The organism is Pseudomonas sp. TWR2-1-1 (assembly GCF_049897045.1).
GTDB classification, from domain to species: domain Bacteria; phylum Pseudomonadota; class Gammaproteobacteria; order Pseudomonadales; family Pseudomonadaceae; genus Aquipseudomonas; species Aquipseudomonas versuta.
Genome location: NZ_JAFCVM010000009.1, coordinates 102,851 through 116,812 on the forward strand (window position 1 = coordinate 102,851; position 13,962 = coordinate 116,812).

17 protein-coding genes are annotated in these 13,962 nt (G+C 48.9%); 15 read left to right on the plus strand and 2 right to left on the minus strand.

The features are described from left to right. The first annotated feature begins 84 nt into the window (after positions 1 to 84). Genes ACP7BO_RS20845 through ACP7BO_RS20865 form a run of 5 tightly spaced genes read left to right on the plus strand, consistent with a single transcriptional unit; the run spans position 85 to position 5,312 of the window. Positions 85 to 1,245 carry a P22 phage major capsid protein family protein gene (locus ACP7BO_RS20845; protein WP_426212488.1) on the plus strand — a complete coding sequence of 387 codons (1,161 nt, stop codon included), beginning with the start codon at positions 85 to 87 and terminating at the stop codon, positions 1,243 to 1,245. Positions 1,246 to 1,297: 52 nt separating this feature from the next. After that, a complete protein-coding gene (locus ACP7BO_RS20850; protein ID WP_426212490.1) occupies positions 1,298 to 1,612 on the plus strand; it encodes a hypothetical protein in 315 nt (104 codons plus the stop codon). Then, the gene (locus tag ACP7BO_RS20855) at positions 1,612 to 3,594 is read left to right on the plus strand and encodes a hypothetical protein (RefSeq protein WP_426212492.1); all 1,983 of its coding nucleotides are present in this window, start codon (positions 1,612 to 1,614) and stop codon (positions 3,592 to 3,594) included. The genes ACP7BO_RS20850 and ACP7BO_RS20855 overlap by 1 nt, the downstream gene beginning before the upstream one ends. A gap of 40 nt (positions 3,595 to 3,634) precedes the next feature. Next, on the plus strand, positions 3,635 to 4,939 hold the full coding sequence (locus ACP7BO_RS20860) for a hypothetical protein (protein WP_426212494.1): 1,305 nt from the start codon (positions 3,635 to 3,637) through the stop codon (positions 4,937 to 4,939). Beyond that, positions 4,926 to 5,312 (plus strand): phage tail assembly chaperone, encoded by a 387-nt coding sequence (locus tag ACP7BO_RS20865; RefSeq protein ID WP_426212496.1) that lies wholly within the window; start codon positions 4,926 to 4,928, stop codon positions 5,310 to 5,312. Before ACP7BO_RS20860 ends, ACP7BO_RS20865 begins: the two co-directional genes overlap by 14 nt. Positions 5,313 to 5,468: 156 nt before the next feature. Here the strand turns inward: ACP7BO_RS20865 and ACP7BO_RS20870 are convergent, their stop codons facing one another. Together ACP7BO_RS20870 and ACP7BO_RS20875 are read right to left on the minus strand one after the other, a co-directional pair. Beyond that, entirely contained in the window at positions 5,469 to 5,699 is a 231-nt protein-coding gene (locus ACP7BO_RS20870; RefSeq protein WP_426212498.1) for a hypothetical protein, read from the minus strand. Continuing rightward, positions 5,696 to 5,911, minus strand: a complete 216-nt coding sequence (locus ACP7BO_RS20875) for a hypothetical protein (RefSeq protein WP_095021473.1) — start codon at positions 5,909 to 5,911, stop codon at positions 5,696 to 5,698. Before ACP7BO_RS20875 ends, ACP7BO_RS20870 begins: the two co-directional genes overlap by 4 nt. Before the next feature lie 64 nt (positions 5,912 to 5,975). On the opposite strand from ACP7BO_RS20875, the gene ACP7BO_RS20880 reads away from it, so the two are divergent. The 10 genes from ACP7BO_RS20880 (at position 5,976) to ACP7BO_RS20925 (ending at position 13,934) form a co-directional block, all read left to right on the plus strand. Continuing rightward, complete coding sequence (locus ACP7BO_RS20880; protein WP_095021472.1) at positions 5,976 to 6,191, plus strand: hypothetical protein; 216 nt, start codon at positions 5,976 to 5,978, stop codon at positions 6,189 to 6,191. Next, the gene (locus tag ACP7BO_RS20885) at positions 6,181 to 6,645 is read left to right on the plus strand and encodes a lysozyme (protein ID WP_426212500.1); all 465 of its coding nucleotides are present in this window, start codon (positions 6,181 to 6,183) and stop codon (positions 6,643 to 6,645) included. Before ACP7BO_RS20880 ends, ACP7BO_RS20885 begins: the two co-directional genes overlap by 11 nt. Continuing rightward, the gene (locus ACP7BO_RS20890) at positions 6,642 to 7,097 is read left to right on the plus strand and encodes a lysis protein (protein ID WP_426212502.1); all 456 of its coding nucleotides are present in this window, start codon (positions 6,642 to 6,644) and stop codon (positions 7,095 to 7,097) included. Before ACP7BO_RS20885 ends, ACP7BO_RS20890 begins: the two co-directional genes overlap by 4 nt. Further along, positions 7,097 to 8,053 (plus strand): minor capsid protein, encoded by a 957-nt coding sequence (locus ACP7BO_RS20895; RefSeq protein WP_426212504.1) that lies wholly within the window; start codon positions 7,097 to 7,099, stop codon positions 8,051 to 8,053. Before ACP7BO_RS20890 ends, ACP7BO_RS20895 begins: the two co-directional genes overlap by 1 nt. 157 nt (positions 8,054 to 8,210) lie before the next feature. Further along, positions 8,211 to 8,585, plus strand: a complete 375-nt coding sequence (locus ACP7BO_RS20900) for a phage protein Gp36 family protein (RefSeq protein WP_426212576.1) — start codon at positions 8,211 to 8,213, stop codon at positions 8,583 to 8,585. A 3-nt stretch (positions 8,586 to 8,588) separates the two neighbouring features. After that, on the plus strand, positions 8,589 to 9,071 hold the full coding sequence (locus tag ACP7BO_RS20905) for a phage virion morphogenesis protein (protein WP_426212506.1): 483 nt from the start codon (positions 8,589 to 8,591) through the stop codon (positions 9,069 to 9,071). Next, positions 9,068 to 9,511 carry a hypothetical protein gene (locus tag ACP7BO_RS20910; RefSeq protein ID WP_426212508.1) on the plus strand — a complete coding sequence of 148 codons (444 nt, stop codon included), beginning with the start codon at positions 9,068 to 9,070 and terminating at the stop codon, positions 9,509 to 9,511. The genes ACP7BO_RS20905 and ACP7BO_RS20910 overlap by 4 nt, the downstream gene beginning before the upstream one ends. Before the next feature lie 36 nt (positions 9,512 to 9,547). Continuing rightward, positions 9,548 to 10,324 (plus strand): hypothetical protein, encoded by a 777-nt coding sequence (locus ACP7BO_RS20915; protein WP_426212509.1) that lies wholly within the window; start codon positions 9,548 to 9,550, stop codon positions 10,322 to 10,324. A 124-nt stretch (positions 10,325 to 10,448) separates the two neighbouring features. Beyond that, on the plus strand, positions 10,449 to 10,856 hold the full coding sequence (locus ACP7BO_RS20920) for a phage pre-tape measure protein (protein WP_426212511.1): 408 nt from the start codon (positions 10,449 to 10,451) through the stop codon (positions 10,854 to 10,856). A gap of 309 nt (positions 10,857 to 11,165) precedes the next feature. Next, on the plus strand, positions 11,166 to 13,934 hold the full coding sequence (locus tag ACP7BO_RS20925) for a phage tail tape measure protein (protein ID WP_426212513.1): 2,769 nt from the start codon (positions 11,166 to 11,168) through the stop codon (positions 13,932 to 13,934). Positions 13,935 to 13,962: the final 28 nt, after the last annotated feature.

Here is a 13,962-nt window from a genome sequence, read left to right on the forward strand (position 1 = left end):
CTGGCAGGGCCGGCGAACTGTAAGCTTTGTGAGCTGCAGACGCGGAACACCTCAAATAATAATAAAAATAAAAGTAGGTAAAGCATGAACACTGGTAATAAATTAGTCGTCCTGTCGGCCTTTGGTAACGATTTTGGCGCGCTCATTAACGACACTATTTTGCCTGTTGCGATGAGTCGCCTGCGTGGCCAGCTGACAATGCCTCGTTTGATCTCGGTTAACACTAGCGACGAGAGCAAACAGGTCGGCGAAAGCATCCGTGTTAACAAGCCGGTCGAGTTTGACAAGGCCGATGAGCACGGAAAAGATGGTTCCGTAGCTACGGATCTGAATGTCGACAAAGTTACGGTTATCCTGGATCGACACATCTACAAAGAATTCAAGATGTCCGACCGCGAGTTTACGGGCATGCAACCTGGTGTCATCCCTGATGCTCTGGCTGCCGCTGTCGACGTACTGGCGCGCTCGGTAAACACCGCAATTTTCGACCTCTCTGGTGAGGTGCCGTATCACTCCGGCAAATTGACTTCAGAAAATGACCGCGACAAAAAAGACGTTATCGCAGCTCGCAAAGTGCTTAACAACGCCAAAGTTCTCGGCGACAAAACACTCGTTTTGACTTCCGACACCGAGGCGGATCTGCTTGGCATCTTCACTTCCGGACATGATCAAAAATCTGAAGTCGAAGGTAACATCGGTCGTCGATTTGGCTTTGACGTTTACTCCGATGTGCAGGCCCCGTACCACTTCTCCGGCACCGCCTCTGCAGATGCGGGTATCACCCTGAGCGCCCCAGCTTCTGCCGGCTCGACGTTCCTTGTGCTTAAAGGAGCTACCGACGGTGCAACTCTGGTTAAGGGTGACATCCTGACCGTCGCGGGTTCGGATCAAGTCTTCGCTATAGTAGCTGACGTAGTTGCCGAAGGCGGGAATGCCGCTGTCCAGGTAACCCCTGCTGTCGGCGCGTCACTGGCCGCAAACACCTCGGTCTCCGTTGTCGGTGATCACCCGGTCGACCTCGCCTTCTCGAAATCCGCTTTCCTGATCGCATTCCGCCAGCTGGAAACCCCAGGTCATGCACCAGGCGTGACTATCGGCAGCATGACTGACCCGGAAACCGGGATCACTCTCCGCCTGCTCAGCTGGTACAACGCCTCAACCGAAAGTACTCATTGGAAGCTGGAAACGCTGTTTGGCGTCAAAGCTGTTGCTCCTGAGCGTGCCATCCGCGTTGGTGGTCACTAAGTAAAACGGGGCCGGGCGAGAGCCTGGCTCTTTTACTTTTCGGGGGATACATATGAGCGATATTACCGCTGTAAAAGATAGGGACGGAGAAACTCTGCAGATCGTTGCGCCTGGGAGAAGCCTTGGTCGCGGTGAGCTACTGGCTGCAAACACAAGCTTTACAAGTGAGTCTACGGGAACTGAGGCTGTATACATTTACTGCAACTCGGTGATCCACGTCGCCGAGGGCTCTGTAGTGACTGATGCCGATGCTCCTGTTGACGCGCGCTCTGGCATCTATTTGCGTTCAAATCGTGGAGCAAAGATCTCCGTGAAGCTCATGGAGGGTGAAGACCCTGCAACTGTCTGGGTCGCCGAGGTCAAGTGATGAACATCATCCAGCGCGTACTGCTATCGCTGAAGTTGCGTCGTGCTTTGAAGAAGGTGGGTGGTGTTGCTCCGGGTGAGCCAGGAGGTACCTGGGTCACTTGCCATGCTGATGGTACAGCCACGGTTGGCGGCAGCGGCGCGGAGCCAGGTACTTACCTGACCGTCACTTTCCCAAATGGCTCAACAGCTTCAACGACTGTCAGGGCTTCCGGGGCCTGGCAAGTGGTCTCTGGCATCTTGGACTCGTGCCCTTTAGCCGGGGATCTGGAGATTGTCACTGGTGACCCAACGTCCGTAGGTGTTATCGATAGCATCGAGATCACGCCTGACGGTTCCTACCTAATCAATGGCCATGGTGGTCGAGCTGGTGATGTACTGACCGTGACGATTGCCGTTGAAGATTTTGAGCTCCACTTGGCCGGTGCCGAAACCTGGCACTTCACTGTCACTCCCTCAGTAATCCCTCCAGATATTGGGCCTGGTGACGGTGAAGTCGGCTCGGACTATGTGCCTCCATACGTCATCAGCATCACCCCCGTGGGTGACGGCACATATACCGTTGTTGGTGGTGGCGGCAAGATCGGCGACACCCTGAACGTGATTGCCAACGCCGTTTCGTATCCGGTTACCGTGCGCAGCGACAACGGCTGGACAGCGATTGTTGGAGTCAAAGACATCGGGCCGGTCACGCCTCCGGATGTTGAAGTAGAAGATTCTTACGTTGCTCCGTACATCATTTCTGTAACCAACAACCAGGATGGTACGTACACGATCACAGGGGGTGGCGGGCGAGCAGGCGATAGGATCACGATCACTATTGATGAGCAGTCTTTTGAAGCGACAATCGAAACTGATAACGCCTGGTCTGTGACTATTGTGTACACGCGTCATGTCGATATCAGTGACGTAGAGATTATCGTCAGTCCCAAGGATCTTGATGGTTTCGTATCTGCTGCAGATGCTGTGTACGCGGATGTGGAAGGTAGGGGGATGGTCGAGTGCGTGGATGATGGTCGCTACATCAGTTGGGAGTCGTTCTTCGGTGTTGTCAAAAATTTCGTTTCAATCCTAACAGCGCCAATCGCCAAGTTCTCTTTACCCGACTACAACGGCTTCCCCAAAAAGACCATCAGGATTGGTTCGACTTACATAAGTGTTTATGACTACAAGTACGTCATTTATACCGCGCAAGATTTAGTCAGCGGCACGGAGCGTGTGGCCGAAAAGAACTACATTTTTGGCAAGGATTGTAACGTTCACAAAACCAATCACACGGCTTATTACTGGAAGAAAGATGGTGATTTTGACCGCCTCACCCGGTATGACGGAGTGGATTCAGATATTGTTGTGAATATCTCTGAATTTGGTGGTAATGATCTGCCGATGATTGTCAGCCTGGGAGATAAGGATTGGGTGGTCAACAACACCTTCTCAATCTCTGTTTTAATCGATCCAGTGACAATGGAGACTACGCTAGGCCCTTTGTATGAGTTTTCCATGGCGTGCAATGGGGAAGCTGGGTGTTATGCTTTCAACATCCGCAGTGCTTTTTTTCAGGGTGTAAGTAATACTGTCGTAGAGTTTGACTCAGGCGGAGTTGCAAAAAGTATTCTTGGTGTTGGTTATAATAATCTTGCTGCGACAGATAGTTATCTCTATCGCATGGGTGGTAATAAATTAACTCGCGTAGATCTTAAATCGTACGAATCAACCGTGGTAACCGATGTTCCTGCAAATCTCGGGTTGCGTGGTGCATTTGCAGTAGATGACACTGTAATAAGCTACTCTACAGATTCGGTGGTGGGTGGCTCGCAAATAAGTTTATCTGCTGATAAAGGGAGTACATGGAAAAGCTTTTTCCTCGATCCGGCAAATGACAGACATATTTTTAGTGATGTCGAAGATGACGAATTGTTGCTGACTATGAGCACTGATGACGGTGTAGATAGCGTCGTAACGTACCTACTATTGAAAGAGTGATATAATAACTCATTCTAAATTGCCGGCAAGAGCAATAAATATGAGCACTAATAAAATACGCCCGAGCGAACTCCCAGAGCCGTGGGATGGTGACTTGAATGCAAAGATGCATATTCACAAGCCCGGCAAGTCAATGGGCATTAGCGTCGATCAAATTGTTGGAGCTATTAAGTTTCCGGAAGCCGCTTCGGGTGTTGAAACCGGATCCGCTTTGATGCTGCCAGTTGGAATATACGCTGATTATATCGAGTGTAACGGCGCTATACACTTTGATTCCGAGGCTCCAGAGCTTGCTCAAGTTCTGAAGTCTGGAGCTTTAGGGCCACAATTCTCTGGATTTAACGCAGATTCCGAGGTTAGATCGACTTTGGGCGCTGCTGTAGATGTACTACAAGTCCTGAAGTTTAAGGGGTATTACGTTTATAGGACGAGCACGGCGGGAATGCAGCTGATAGTTGCTGATAGCTCTGGAGCTGTGGTTTATACAGCAACCGGAACTGTTTCTACGGATCTTTTTGTCACTGATAAAGCGGTCTATTGGTCTACAAGTAACAGCGTTTATGCTTTGACGCTGTCCGATGGCGTGTTTTCTTCCGGATATACCGGTCAGTCTGTTGTGGATATGAAAAATGTCGTCGCCATTACAGATAAATGGGATCTTTTTTTATATACAAACGCACCCTCTACATTATACGATCCTGCGCTTAAAGCTACGGCAGGGGTTTCGTGGGTCGGTGGTGTATCACCGTCAGGGAGTTATATAGCCGGATGCGGTTCAAAAAGTGGAAAATTTTACCTGTCTGGAACGTTAAATGCGTCAGCTGGGCTGTACGAACTTGAGTATGATCAAGAAGTTGGCTCGATCAGTATATCTCTTGTGCAGTATGCAAACACACCGTACAACATAATTTTTGGGGGTAAAGATAGTTCTACGGTGTATTTTGGTGTGTCTTATCCGCAGTTTAGACTCGATGTGGAGTCTGGGGTGGTAACTCAAATTAATTATATTCACAACTCGTACAGTGCTACTTTGACAAAAGGTTATGCTTGCGACGACTTTATCTTCCATACCCCAACAACTGTAGGCAGTAAATCATATATTTCGTTCGACGGTGGTAAGTCTTGGAGCTCACCGCCAGAGTTTAATCCGAAGTTGATGTATGTTTACTTGGATGTTGATACAGCTAAGCTTATCACTGTCGGAAGCCTGGGTAGTACCGGTTCAGTTAAGGGGGCTTCTGGCAATCTACAAACCAACTTACTAACTGTGCGCGCTGGCGACCAGTTCGCAACACCCAAAATTCGAACGATCTCTGAAGGGTACAGGTTTTATGTCAAAAAATAAGGTTTATCACAGGCAGGGATTTGTGATTGGGGTCGGTGATCTCGGCGAAATCCCTGGAGCGCAGCATGTTGAAGTGGAAGACTGCACAAAGATTATCGAAGCGTTGAACAGTGGTCGATGCGTAATTTACCTGGATGGTGAATTTAAGATTCAAGAGAGCAGGGCAGCACAGTGGCTTTTTATACGACAATCTCGCGACATGCTGCTATCGGAGTCTGATGTTGAGATTATGAAGATTAGAGATAGCGAAGTGATTAGCGGTGTTGTGAGTCAGCAGCATCAGGAGCTCGCGGGATATCGACAAGCACTCAGGGATATCACCTTGCAGTCAGATCCATTTAATATCAAATGGCCGGTTTGGAGTCAAATATGAGAAAGGTAGTTGAGACCGTTGAGCTCGCTAAGGGCGACGATTTTGTTATTGTCGAGATTAGTTCCAGGGCGCATCAGCACTTTGTGGCGCTGGAATATATAGTTAGGGGGGAGGTTGCTGAGGGCGTTGAAGATAAGGTGAAGCCGAAGCGGCGAGTTAAAGACCGAGTTCACACTCAAATTTAATAGCTCTTATCCGTAACTCGCAGCTGTATAATTCGATGAGTTCGGCTGTTAATTTGTCGCGGTTGTATGCGCCAAGCTCTCCAGCGAGTTTAAATACGATCCTGTCTATCAAATCCTTGAAAAACTCTTCACCATGCTCATCTCTTTCTTTTTCGAACATGTAGTTTTCGGTGTAAAATCGGTAGGGAACAGGGTTGTTCATATCCCTAATTCCTCTTCAAAGCGATAGCGTCGCATCTGTAACTCATCGCCGAATATTTGTTGTGCGGTTTTATTTATAGCGGCTAACACCATTGCGGGTTTTGTGGTGGTGTTAAAATCGTCCTTGTGTATTTCGATGGCTGCGAAGATAACTCTACGACAGACATCGATTCCGAATTTTTTGTGTTCTGTGGTAAAGTTTTCGAGTTTCATGCTCAAACTCCTTTTTAGCAGTGATACAATTATATACAAGCTAGAATAATAATAAGAATAGCATATGTCAATAGTTCAAGATGTTACTAACGAAGTTGTTAAATCCGCTCCACCAGTTGCTGTAACTAGCGCAATCATCATGGGTATGACGATTAATGAGTGGGCTGCTGCTGCAACCCTGTGCTACGTCTGTCTCCAAGCTTTTTTTCTTATTCGAAATCAGCCAAAAAAAGAATCAAAAAAAGAACATGCTAAGCCGGTAAAGCCAGATGATAAGTAAACGCCTGGTCGCCGCATCTTTTACCGCCACGTTGTGTGTTGCTTCGGCAGTAGTTACGCACTTTGAAGGCTTGCGATCTAAGACGTACCTGGATCCTGTTGGTATTCCAACTATCTGCTATGGCCATACCGCGACTGCTGTTGTAGGCCAGGTAAGAAGTACTGGTGAGTGCCAAGCGCTCCTTGATGCAGATCTCACGGTTGCCATCAACGCCGTCGACACCTTGGTCAAGGTTCCACTGACGGTTGAGCGGCGCGCGGCGCTGGTTTCGTTTGTTTACAACGTCGGGCAAGGGAAGCTGGCTGGTTCGACGCTGCTGCGAAAGCTCAATGATGGCGACGTCGCCGGTGCGTGTGAGGAGTTTGATCGCTGGGTATATGCGGGCGGTGTGAAGCTTAACGGGTTAGTGGCGCGACGAGCGGAAGAAAGGTCGTTGTGTGAGGTGGGGCTATGAGCAAGTACGTTGTAATCGCCTTGTTCGCGCTAGCGGCTCTGCTGTTCGGTGGTTGGTTGATTAACGACCGTGATCGCTTGGCTGACGAGCTCAGTACCTCGCGCGCGGAGGTTATGCAGCTGCAAGCGGATGTTGAGTTTGCGATCCAGACCCTGGCCGCGAGGGATGCTTTGGATCGCAAATACGTGAGGGATATCGCAGATGCTAAAAATGAAAATGACAGCCTGCGCGCTGCTGTCAACGCTGGTGCTAGCCGGTTGCTCGTCCGCGCCACTTGTCCAAAGTTGCCAAACACTGCCGGCACCTCCGGCTTGGATGATGGAGCCAGCGCCGAGCTTACAGCCGATGCTCGACAAGATTATTTCGATCTCCGGGCCCAAATAATAACAACTGAAAAGCAACTGGCCGGACTGCAAGAGTATGTCGGACAGGTTTGCCAGGTGCGTAAGTAATGGCGAGCAAAACCAACCGGCTGGCAGACGACACGATCCATCATCAGATTAAGTTGCGTGGACAGTACACAAGGATCGCCAAGCAAGCTGTAGCGCACCTGAGCACGCTCAAGGGACTTATCAAAGCTGAGCTAGATGAAGCGTCAAAAGCAAAGAACTGGAACGCTGCGGCGAAGCTGCGGAAGACGATGCATAACCTCGACAAGCTCGTCGAGGCTCAGTACAGCATCATGTCCGATGATCTAAAAAAGGAGCTGTCCGACCTTTTTTACTACCAGTCGGAGTGGACAACAAAACTTCTGGGTGCTGATTTTGGGTATGCAGTGCTGACCGAAAACACGGTGCGCGCGCTGATCGAGAATGATCCCTTTGATGGCAAAATCCTTTCGGAGTGGGTCGCGGAGCAGCAGCTCGGGACGCAGACAAAGATCAAGCAGGCAGTGCGGGTAGGTGTCATTAACGGCTTGCCGGCGAAGGATATCGTCGATGCACTGCTAAATGATCCGAGTAGCCCGTTTATAGGAACTAAGCGCAACGCTGAGATCCTCGTACGCACGGCTGCGGCACATGTGTCATCGCAAGCGGATATCAGGTCTTTTAAGCAGGCCGGGTATGAGACGTACCAGCTGTCAGCCGTGCTCGACACCAGGACTACCAAACTTTGCGCCGCGCTCGATGGGAAGGTCTACAGGATGTCTGACCCGGCTAAAAAAGTTCCACCGTTCCATCCTGGGTGCCGGACGACGATGATCGCAGTGTTCGATGGTGATGAGCCTTTCGGCGATACGTATGAGACCTGGCTGAGCAAGCAGAGCGAAGCGTCTCAGCTCAAGGTGCTGGGAACGGCAAGGTACAAGATGTGGAAAGCCGGCGCGGCGCTTGAGAGCTTTGTGGATCTCGATAACGACAATGTCATCCCTCTTTCCAGACTCCGCGAAATTGATAGTCTTTCTTAGCCAGAAAAAACATCTGCCAGCCGAGCCGCTTTAGGTAGTAAAACGCCACCCCCGATGCTATCCATTCCCTTATATAAATAAAGAAGAAGAGTAAGGGGGGCATGGGGGGTGGAATCCAAGCATGCAGCTTGTTTCCCTTTTTTGGATAAGAAAAACAATGATCATCGAAGCTTATGCAACACAAGAGGAGTATCTCCAGGAATTTAGCGGTGATACTGTTCACTCCGACAGCGCCACGCGCATTCCCAGGAGCTTGCAGCGTGCTTCTCGCCTCGTAGACACATACGTACGATCGACCGGGATTACAGTACCCCTGGCTGACCCTGTAACGCTCCGTGACGTCAAAGGCCCAGTCTTAGACATAGCGCGGTACTTTTCTTGGCCCGACCAGCCATCCGAAGAAATTCGCACGCGATATGAAGATGCCATCAAATTCTTAGAATTGGTAAGCACTGGAAAGATCAAGTTGGTAGTCGAGGGTCAACAAGTAGTAAAAAACGGCTTTACTAACATAAGACTAGTCAGGGCTTAACACATGCTGCCGATTATTGCACGCGCACTTGCATCGTTTGGTCGTAACAGTGCTGGCGATCAGGATATAGAGCTAACTGTTAACACAGCTCAACTTCGCGCCCTAGCCGAAAAAGTTAAGCGCCTAGGCCCAAACAATCCTCATGTTCGCCAAGGCCTTACAATAATTGGAAATAACTGGGTCAACCGCATAAAGTCAAACTTTAGACGCTCTGTAGATCCCTACGGTAACCCCTGGGATCCAATTCATCACCGCCAGGGCCAGCCATTAATCGACACTGGTGCTCTAAGAAATAGTATTAAAGCCGAAGTTCGCGGACTGCAGATCGCCCTCGGTAGTAATATGCGATACGGTTATCTGCACAACGAAGGTATTCGTGTTAAAAAGCGTCAATACTTGCCAGACGCACATCGAAAACTTCCAGACAAATGGCAGCAGGAGTATGAGAGAATACTGCTAGAGCATGTACAAAGGGCACTGCAGTGAAAATTACGTCGCACCTAGAAAATATCAAGACTTTGCTTGAGAGTTTGCCATCAAATCCAATTATCAAACTATTCTCTGGCACCTTCGCAGATACTGATCTTAAAAATCTTCAGCTCGATGGACAGCGTCCATATATCTTGCTTGCATGTGCCGGTGGGCCAATACCGGAAAAATCAAAGCGAGTTAAGCTGGAAGTTGATGCAGTTTTCGGTGCGTTCGTGATTGGCAAAACGGATCCTGAAACACGTGGAGTTTCGAGGGTTGCATCTGATACAGCTGTTGATGTCGCTAACCTGATTGAAAAATATAGAGGAGATCAGGCGACTAATAGCAAGCTCCCTGAGTTACAATCAATCGAAGAACTATTTTCTGGCGAGAAGAGTGGAACTAACTTTTCTGCATGGAGTGTGCTCTGGACTCAAAGAATAGTCCTTGGGTAAAACACCTCAAACAAAATAATAATAAGAGGCTACAAAATGTCACTTGGATTTAATGCTCCTGACACTACCATCGGCTGGATCGCAAACGGCGGTCTGCTCATTACTAAGCTTGATGCCAATGATAACCCGGTTGGCGGTTATTTTAACGTTGGCCAGGCCTCGTCTGCTGTCCTTGCTTTGTCTAGTGACAAGGTCGAGATGCAGGATATGGTTTACGGGACTCTCGGCGTGGCTAAGTCCAAGATCATCAAGAATTCAGCTGAGCTCACGATTAACCTAAAAAGCTTTTCGCCGGAAGTTATGGAGCTGGCTTTGTTTGGCAAAGTTACGGAAGACATCGCGGAAACCGGTGCTACTGCCAGGGCGAAAGCGTACAAGGGTCGTAGCATCATCGTCGAAGGTATCATCGCTGCCGTAACTAGCGTCAAAATTACTGGTGACGAGGACATGCTGGTAGCCGGCGATGACTATATTGTGTCAAACGGATCGATTTTCTTCCCAGGAACCTCCAGCGTAATTGATGGCGATGAAGTGGATGTTGTTTACGACAAAGTGGCAGTCCGTCGAATTGAGGGTATGGTCAACACAGGTGTTAACGTCGGGATTATTTTTGACGGCGTGAACTTGGCCGAAAGCGATACACCGGTTAAAGTCAGTTACCACAAAGTTTCCCTATCACCAGCAGCACAGCGCCAACTTTTGTCGAGTGACTACGCTGACCAAGAAATTAAGGGCACCCTGCTAGTATCTAAAGCTGTGATCGGCAGTGGGTTGTCGAAAATGTTCAAGGAAGAGCATGTAGTAGCTGTCTGATTTGACGACAAAGAGCGAAAGGGGCCCACGGGCCCTTTTTTGTCGCACAGCGGGTCAGTAACCACAATCAAGTCTATGGGGATGGTATTATGTACCTATAAGAATAATAATAAAAAGGCCCGTCATGTCTCTGCTCGACCTCGTTGTACCATCCAAAAAAGTTATCATAAATCAGGCACAGGTGGATAAACCAGAAGTCGCATTTGATGTTTATGGGCTCACCACCTCTGACTTTATTAGACTTGTCGAAGATCACAGCAAAATTCTGGCTACGATTTTTTTGCACAACGCAAAAGAAGATCTGAAGAGCACTGACAACTCTAAAGTGATCATGCTGCAGTTCCCGTCCTTCGGTGCTGCTTGTATTGCTGCTGGATGCAAGGAACCAGATGCGGCAGAACATGTAATCAATCTACCGTTAATGACCCAGGTTGAACTGCTGGCGGCTGTATTTGCTCTAACTTTCCCTGACGGTCTAAAAAAAAGCCTCGAAAAACTAGCTCCGACAATCGCACAGCTGCTCAAAAAGTAGCAGATTTTGAAGCCGAGCGTAAAAAAAAAGAGGGCGGCGGAGATAGTGTATCCCTGGAAGATTTCGTTGGCACGCTGGTATCCAATTGCGAGTACCTAATCTCCCGAGGCCACAACACAAGTCACCTCGACCCATACAATTACTCGATTCGTAAGCTTTTCAAAATCGCAGTAACCCAGAAAGAACTACGACGTAGCGAGTTCGTTACAGAAATGTATGCTCATCACCTCAGCCGAATTTCGTGCATGTCTGGAGATGCGACGCACTTTAATGATTTGATGAAGACCATGGCCGGAGAATAATAATAAAATGGCTACCAGTGCAGTAATTAACCTAGTCTTAAAAGCAAAAGATCAAGCCTCCGGAGTTTTAACTAGCGCGGCCACCAAGGTAACGGCTCTAGTAGCGGCTTTCGGCGGTGCGGTTGTTATCAAAGAAACCGTTCACAGTCTTACTGACCTGGACTATGCCGCAAAGCGTCTGGGGATCTCGATAGAGGATCTCACGGCTGCTCAATATGCGGCATTCCAGGGTGCAAATATTAAACCTGACCAGCTTCTTGACGCCCTTGACGAAGTTCGTATAAAAGTTGAGGAGTTCAGCTCTATAGGCTCCGGTGGGGCCGTCGACTTTTTCGAAGTAATGAATGTCGATGTCGAAAAGTTCAACAAGTTAAACCCCTTGGAGCAGCTGGAGAAAATCTCTGACGCTCTAAAGGGCATGTCTGATAACTCGGCTTTTACTTTCCTTGATCAGATTGGTTCTGACAGTCTGCGGAACTTACTGCCAGTTTTAAAAAATGGTGGGGCCGAATTCAAAAGGCTGATGGACGAGGCTAAGCGGTTTAACTTAGTTTTAAGCGATACTGAAACAATTGCTGTAGCGAAGCTTGGCAAGTCCTTTTCCCAGCTCGAAAAGGTTGGTACTACCGTCTTTAGTAAGATACTTGCTGATGTGTCTCCGCAGCTTACCGCGCTGGTGCAGGTGGTAACTGAGTCCATAGTCACAATGTCTACTGATTTGGAAGCCTCGGCAAAAGGAGTTGGATCAAAATTTACCGACATGCTTGCCGGTATTTTGGGCGGTTTAGTCTTTGCCGGAAAGATCAAAGACACTTTTGATGTTGTTTTTAGCTTCCTTGGTGAAGGCATACTATTTGTATCAGAGCTTTTCCTTCTGGGCCTGCGTACGATTGACGAGGGTTTTGTTAAAGCCGGAAATGGGATGGTCAATGTTTTCCGGTCGGCCTTTTCAACCACAATCGGCTTCTTTGATACGCAATTTGTTCAGCCCATCCAAGAGTTTGCGGATGCATTCAATTTAACCGGCGTGTCGGAGAAGGTCAGGAGCTTTCAGAAGGATGTAACTAATCTTCAGAAATCCTACGATCAGCCTGTTGAAGTATTCAAGACCGAAAATATCGACGTGGCAATCGAGGGGGTAAAGGAGCTTCGCGGTAAGTTGCACGAAGTCGGTAAAGAAAACTTTAACCTCTTGGATACCGATTCAGACCAAAAGAAAGCTGACAAGCTTCTAGCTAGCTTTAAGAGTCAAGCTATTAAAAACCAAGATGATCTGGATAAAGAGCTTGCTGCTCGAAAAGATAAGTCAGATCAAAAAAACATCGTCAAACTCCAAACAAAGAACGCCGCCGCCTCGGCTCAAATCGCTGCGACACAAGCAAAGCTTCAGGCTGACCTGGCTCACAAAGAAATTGAAATAACGATCTCTAAGATCGACACCAAAAAGCAAATCGAACTTGCCGGCCTGCAGGAACGTGCGCGCCTGGAAAATTTGTCAGCAGTAAAGGTTGCCGATGAGCGTTTTAGGATCGAAATGGAAGCCGCCAAGAAACTGAGCGAGCAGAAAAAGCGAGCTCTGCAAGTTGACATCAAGGCGCTGCAGGGAAGCCTTAGCGGCCAGCAAAAACTTCTGGGAGCAACTCAAAACCTCAACGACCGCCCTGGCATTCTCGCTGCGATCAACCAGCTTGAAGCCGACATCACTTCCAAGCAAGCTGAGCAAGCCACAATCGGCGCTGAGCTCGTCAATCAGTCCGCGCTACTCAAAGCAGACCGAGCAGCAGCGATTGGACAGATCAAAGAGCAGCTACAGCAAATCAAAGACGACGCACACATCGAGCTCTTGGCAATCGGCGGTGACCAGTTCTCGGCTGACATCAAAAAGATCGAGTCAGATTTCAAAGACACGATCAAAAATCTTGAAAGCTTGGGCGAAGACTCGACAGCAATCCAGCAGCTCATCTCTGCAAAAAAAGCTCAGGCAGAGATGCAGGAAATCGAGCGTCAGTACGCGAGCTTGAAGTCAAAGCTTGAGAGGCATCAGATCTCTCCACTGGACTATCTGTCAAAGACGAACGAGCTGGAGGGTCGTGGGGAAAAAGCTGCTGAGGTGACGGGTAACCCGGCTGACCTGGAAAAGGTTCGTGAGTCTGCAAAGTCCGCGCGGGCCGAAGTGTTTGATCTGGCCACGCTCACCGACAAGGTAGCGGATAGTTTGCAAGGTGGCCTGGAAGGTCTTTTTACAGACTTCATCTCAGGTACAAAGTCTGCGAAAGAGGCCTTTGCTGACTTCGCTCAGGGCGTGCTGACAGAGGTGTCCAAGATCATTGCCAAGTTGCTGATCCAGCTAGCCATTCAATCGATGCTGTCCGCATACACAGGCGGAGCAAGCGCTGGTGCGGGTGGGCTGATGAGCATGATCGGGATGAAGCACAGCGGAGGCCTGATCGGTGGGGCCGGCGGGATGAGCCGGTATGGATCGTTGGATATCTTTGCCGGCGCGCCGCGATACCACACTGGCGGTGAAATTGGTTTGAGGCCGAACGAGGTTCCAATAATTGCGATGAAGGGTGAGGAGATGCTCACGGAGTCTGATCCACGCCATCGCAAAAACTTAGGAAAGGGTGGCTCAAATTCATCTAACTCTCAGCCGAAGATTAGTATCCACAACGTACTTGACGCACCAAGCCTGGCAGGCGCAATGGAAGGCGCTGAAGGAGAAAGAATGGTTATGAACCATATTCGAGCCAATCGCGGGGAGATCAAAAACTTGTAACTATCAATATGGTAGAATAGGTTAATAA

What these genes read in the sequence shown, in the direction of transcription:
- ACP7BO_RS20845 (WP_426212488.1), top strand. Translation starts at nt 85, where the DNA reads ATGAACACTGGTAATAAATTAGTCGTCCTGTCGGCCTTTGGTAACGAT.
- ACP7BO_RS20880 (WP_095021472.1), top strand. Translation starts at nt 5,976, where the DNA reads ATGTCAATAGTTCAAGATGTTACTAACGAAGTTGTTAAATCCGCTCCA.
- ACP7BO_RS20890 (WP_426212502.1), top strand. Translation starts at nt 6,642, where the DNA reads ATGAGCAAGTACGTTGTAATCGCCTTGTTCGCGCTAGCGGCTCTGCTG.
- ACP7BO_RS20865 (WP_426212496.1), top strand. Translation starts at nt 4,926, where the DNA reads ATGTCAAAAAATAAGGTTTATCACAGGCAGGGATTTGTGATTGGGGTC.
- ACP7BO_RS20850 (WP_426212490.1), top strand. Translation starts at nt 1,298, where the DNA reads ATGAGCGATATTACCGCTGTAAAAGATAGGGACGGAGAAACTCTGCAG.
- ACP7BO_RS20855 (WP_426212492.1), top strand. Translation starts at nt 1,612, where the DNA reads ATGAACATCATCCAGCGCGTACTGCTATCGCTGAAGTTGCGTCGTGCT.
- ACP7BO_RS20870 (WP_426212498.1), bottom strand. Translation starts at nt 5,699, where the DNA reads ATGAACAACCCTGTTCCCTACCGATTTTACACCGAAAACTACATGTTC.
- ACP7BO_RS20905 (WP_426212506.1), top strand. Translation starts at nt 8,589, where the DNA reads ATGCTGCCGATTATTGCACGCGCACTTGCATCGTTTGGTCGTAACAGT.
- ACP7BO_RS20920 (WP_426212511.1), top strand. Translation starts at nt 10,449, where the DNA reads ATGTCTCTGCTCGACCTCGTTGTACCATCCAAAAAAGTTATCATAAAT.
- ACP7BO_RS20895 (WP_426212504.1), top strand. Translation starts at nt 7,097, where the DNA reads ATGGCGAGCAAAACCAACCGGCTGGCAGACGACACGATCCATCATCAG.
- ACP7BO_RS20925 (WP_426212513.1), top strand. Translation starts at nt 11,166, where the DNA reads ATGGCTACCAGTGCAGTAATTAACCTAGTCTTAAAAGCAAAAGATCAA.
- ACP7BO_RS20875 (WP_095021473.1), bottom strand. Translation starts at nt 5,911, where the DNA reads ATGAAACTCGAAAACTTTACCACAGAACACAAAAAATTCGGAATCGAT.
- ACP7BO_RS20915 (WP_426212509.1), top strand. Translation starts at nt 9,548, where the DNA reads ATGTCACTTGGATTTAATGCTCCTGACACTACCATCGGCTGGATCGCA.
- ACP7BO_RS20885 (WP_426212500.1), top strand. Translation starts at nt 6,181, where the DNA reads ATGATAAGTAAACGCCTGGTCGCCGCATCTTTTACCGCCACGTTGTGT.
- ACP7BO_RS20860 (WP_426212494.1), top strand. Translation starts at nt 3,635, where the DNA reads ATGAGCACTAATAAAATACGCCCGAGCGAACTCCCAGAGCCGTGGGAT.
- ACP7BO_RS20900 (WP_426212576.1), top strand. Translation starts at nt 8,211, where the DNA reads ATGATCATCGAAGCTTATGCAACACAAGAGGAGTATCTCCAGGAATTT.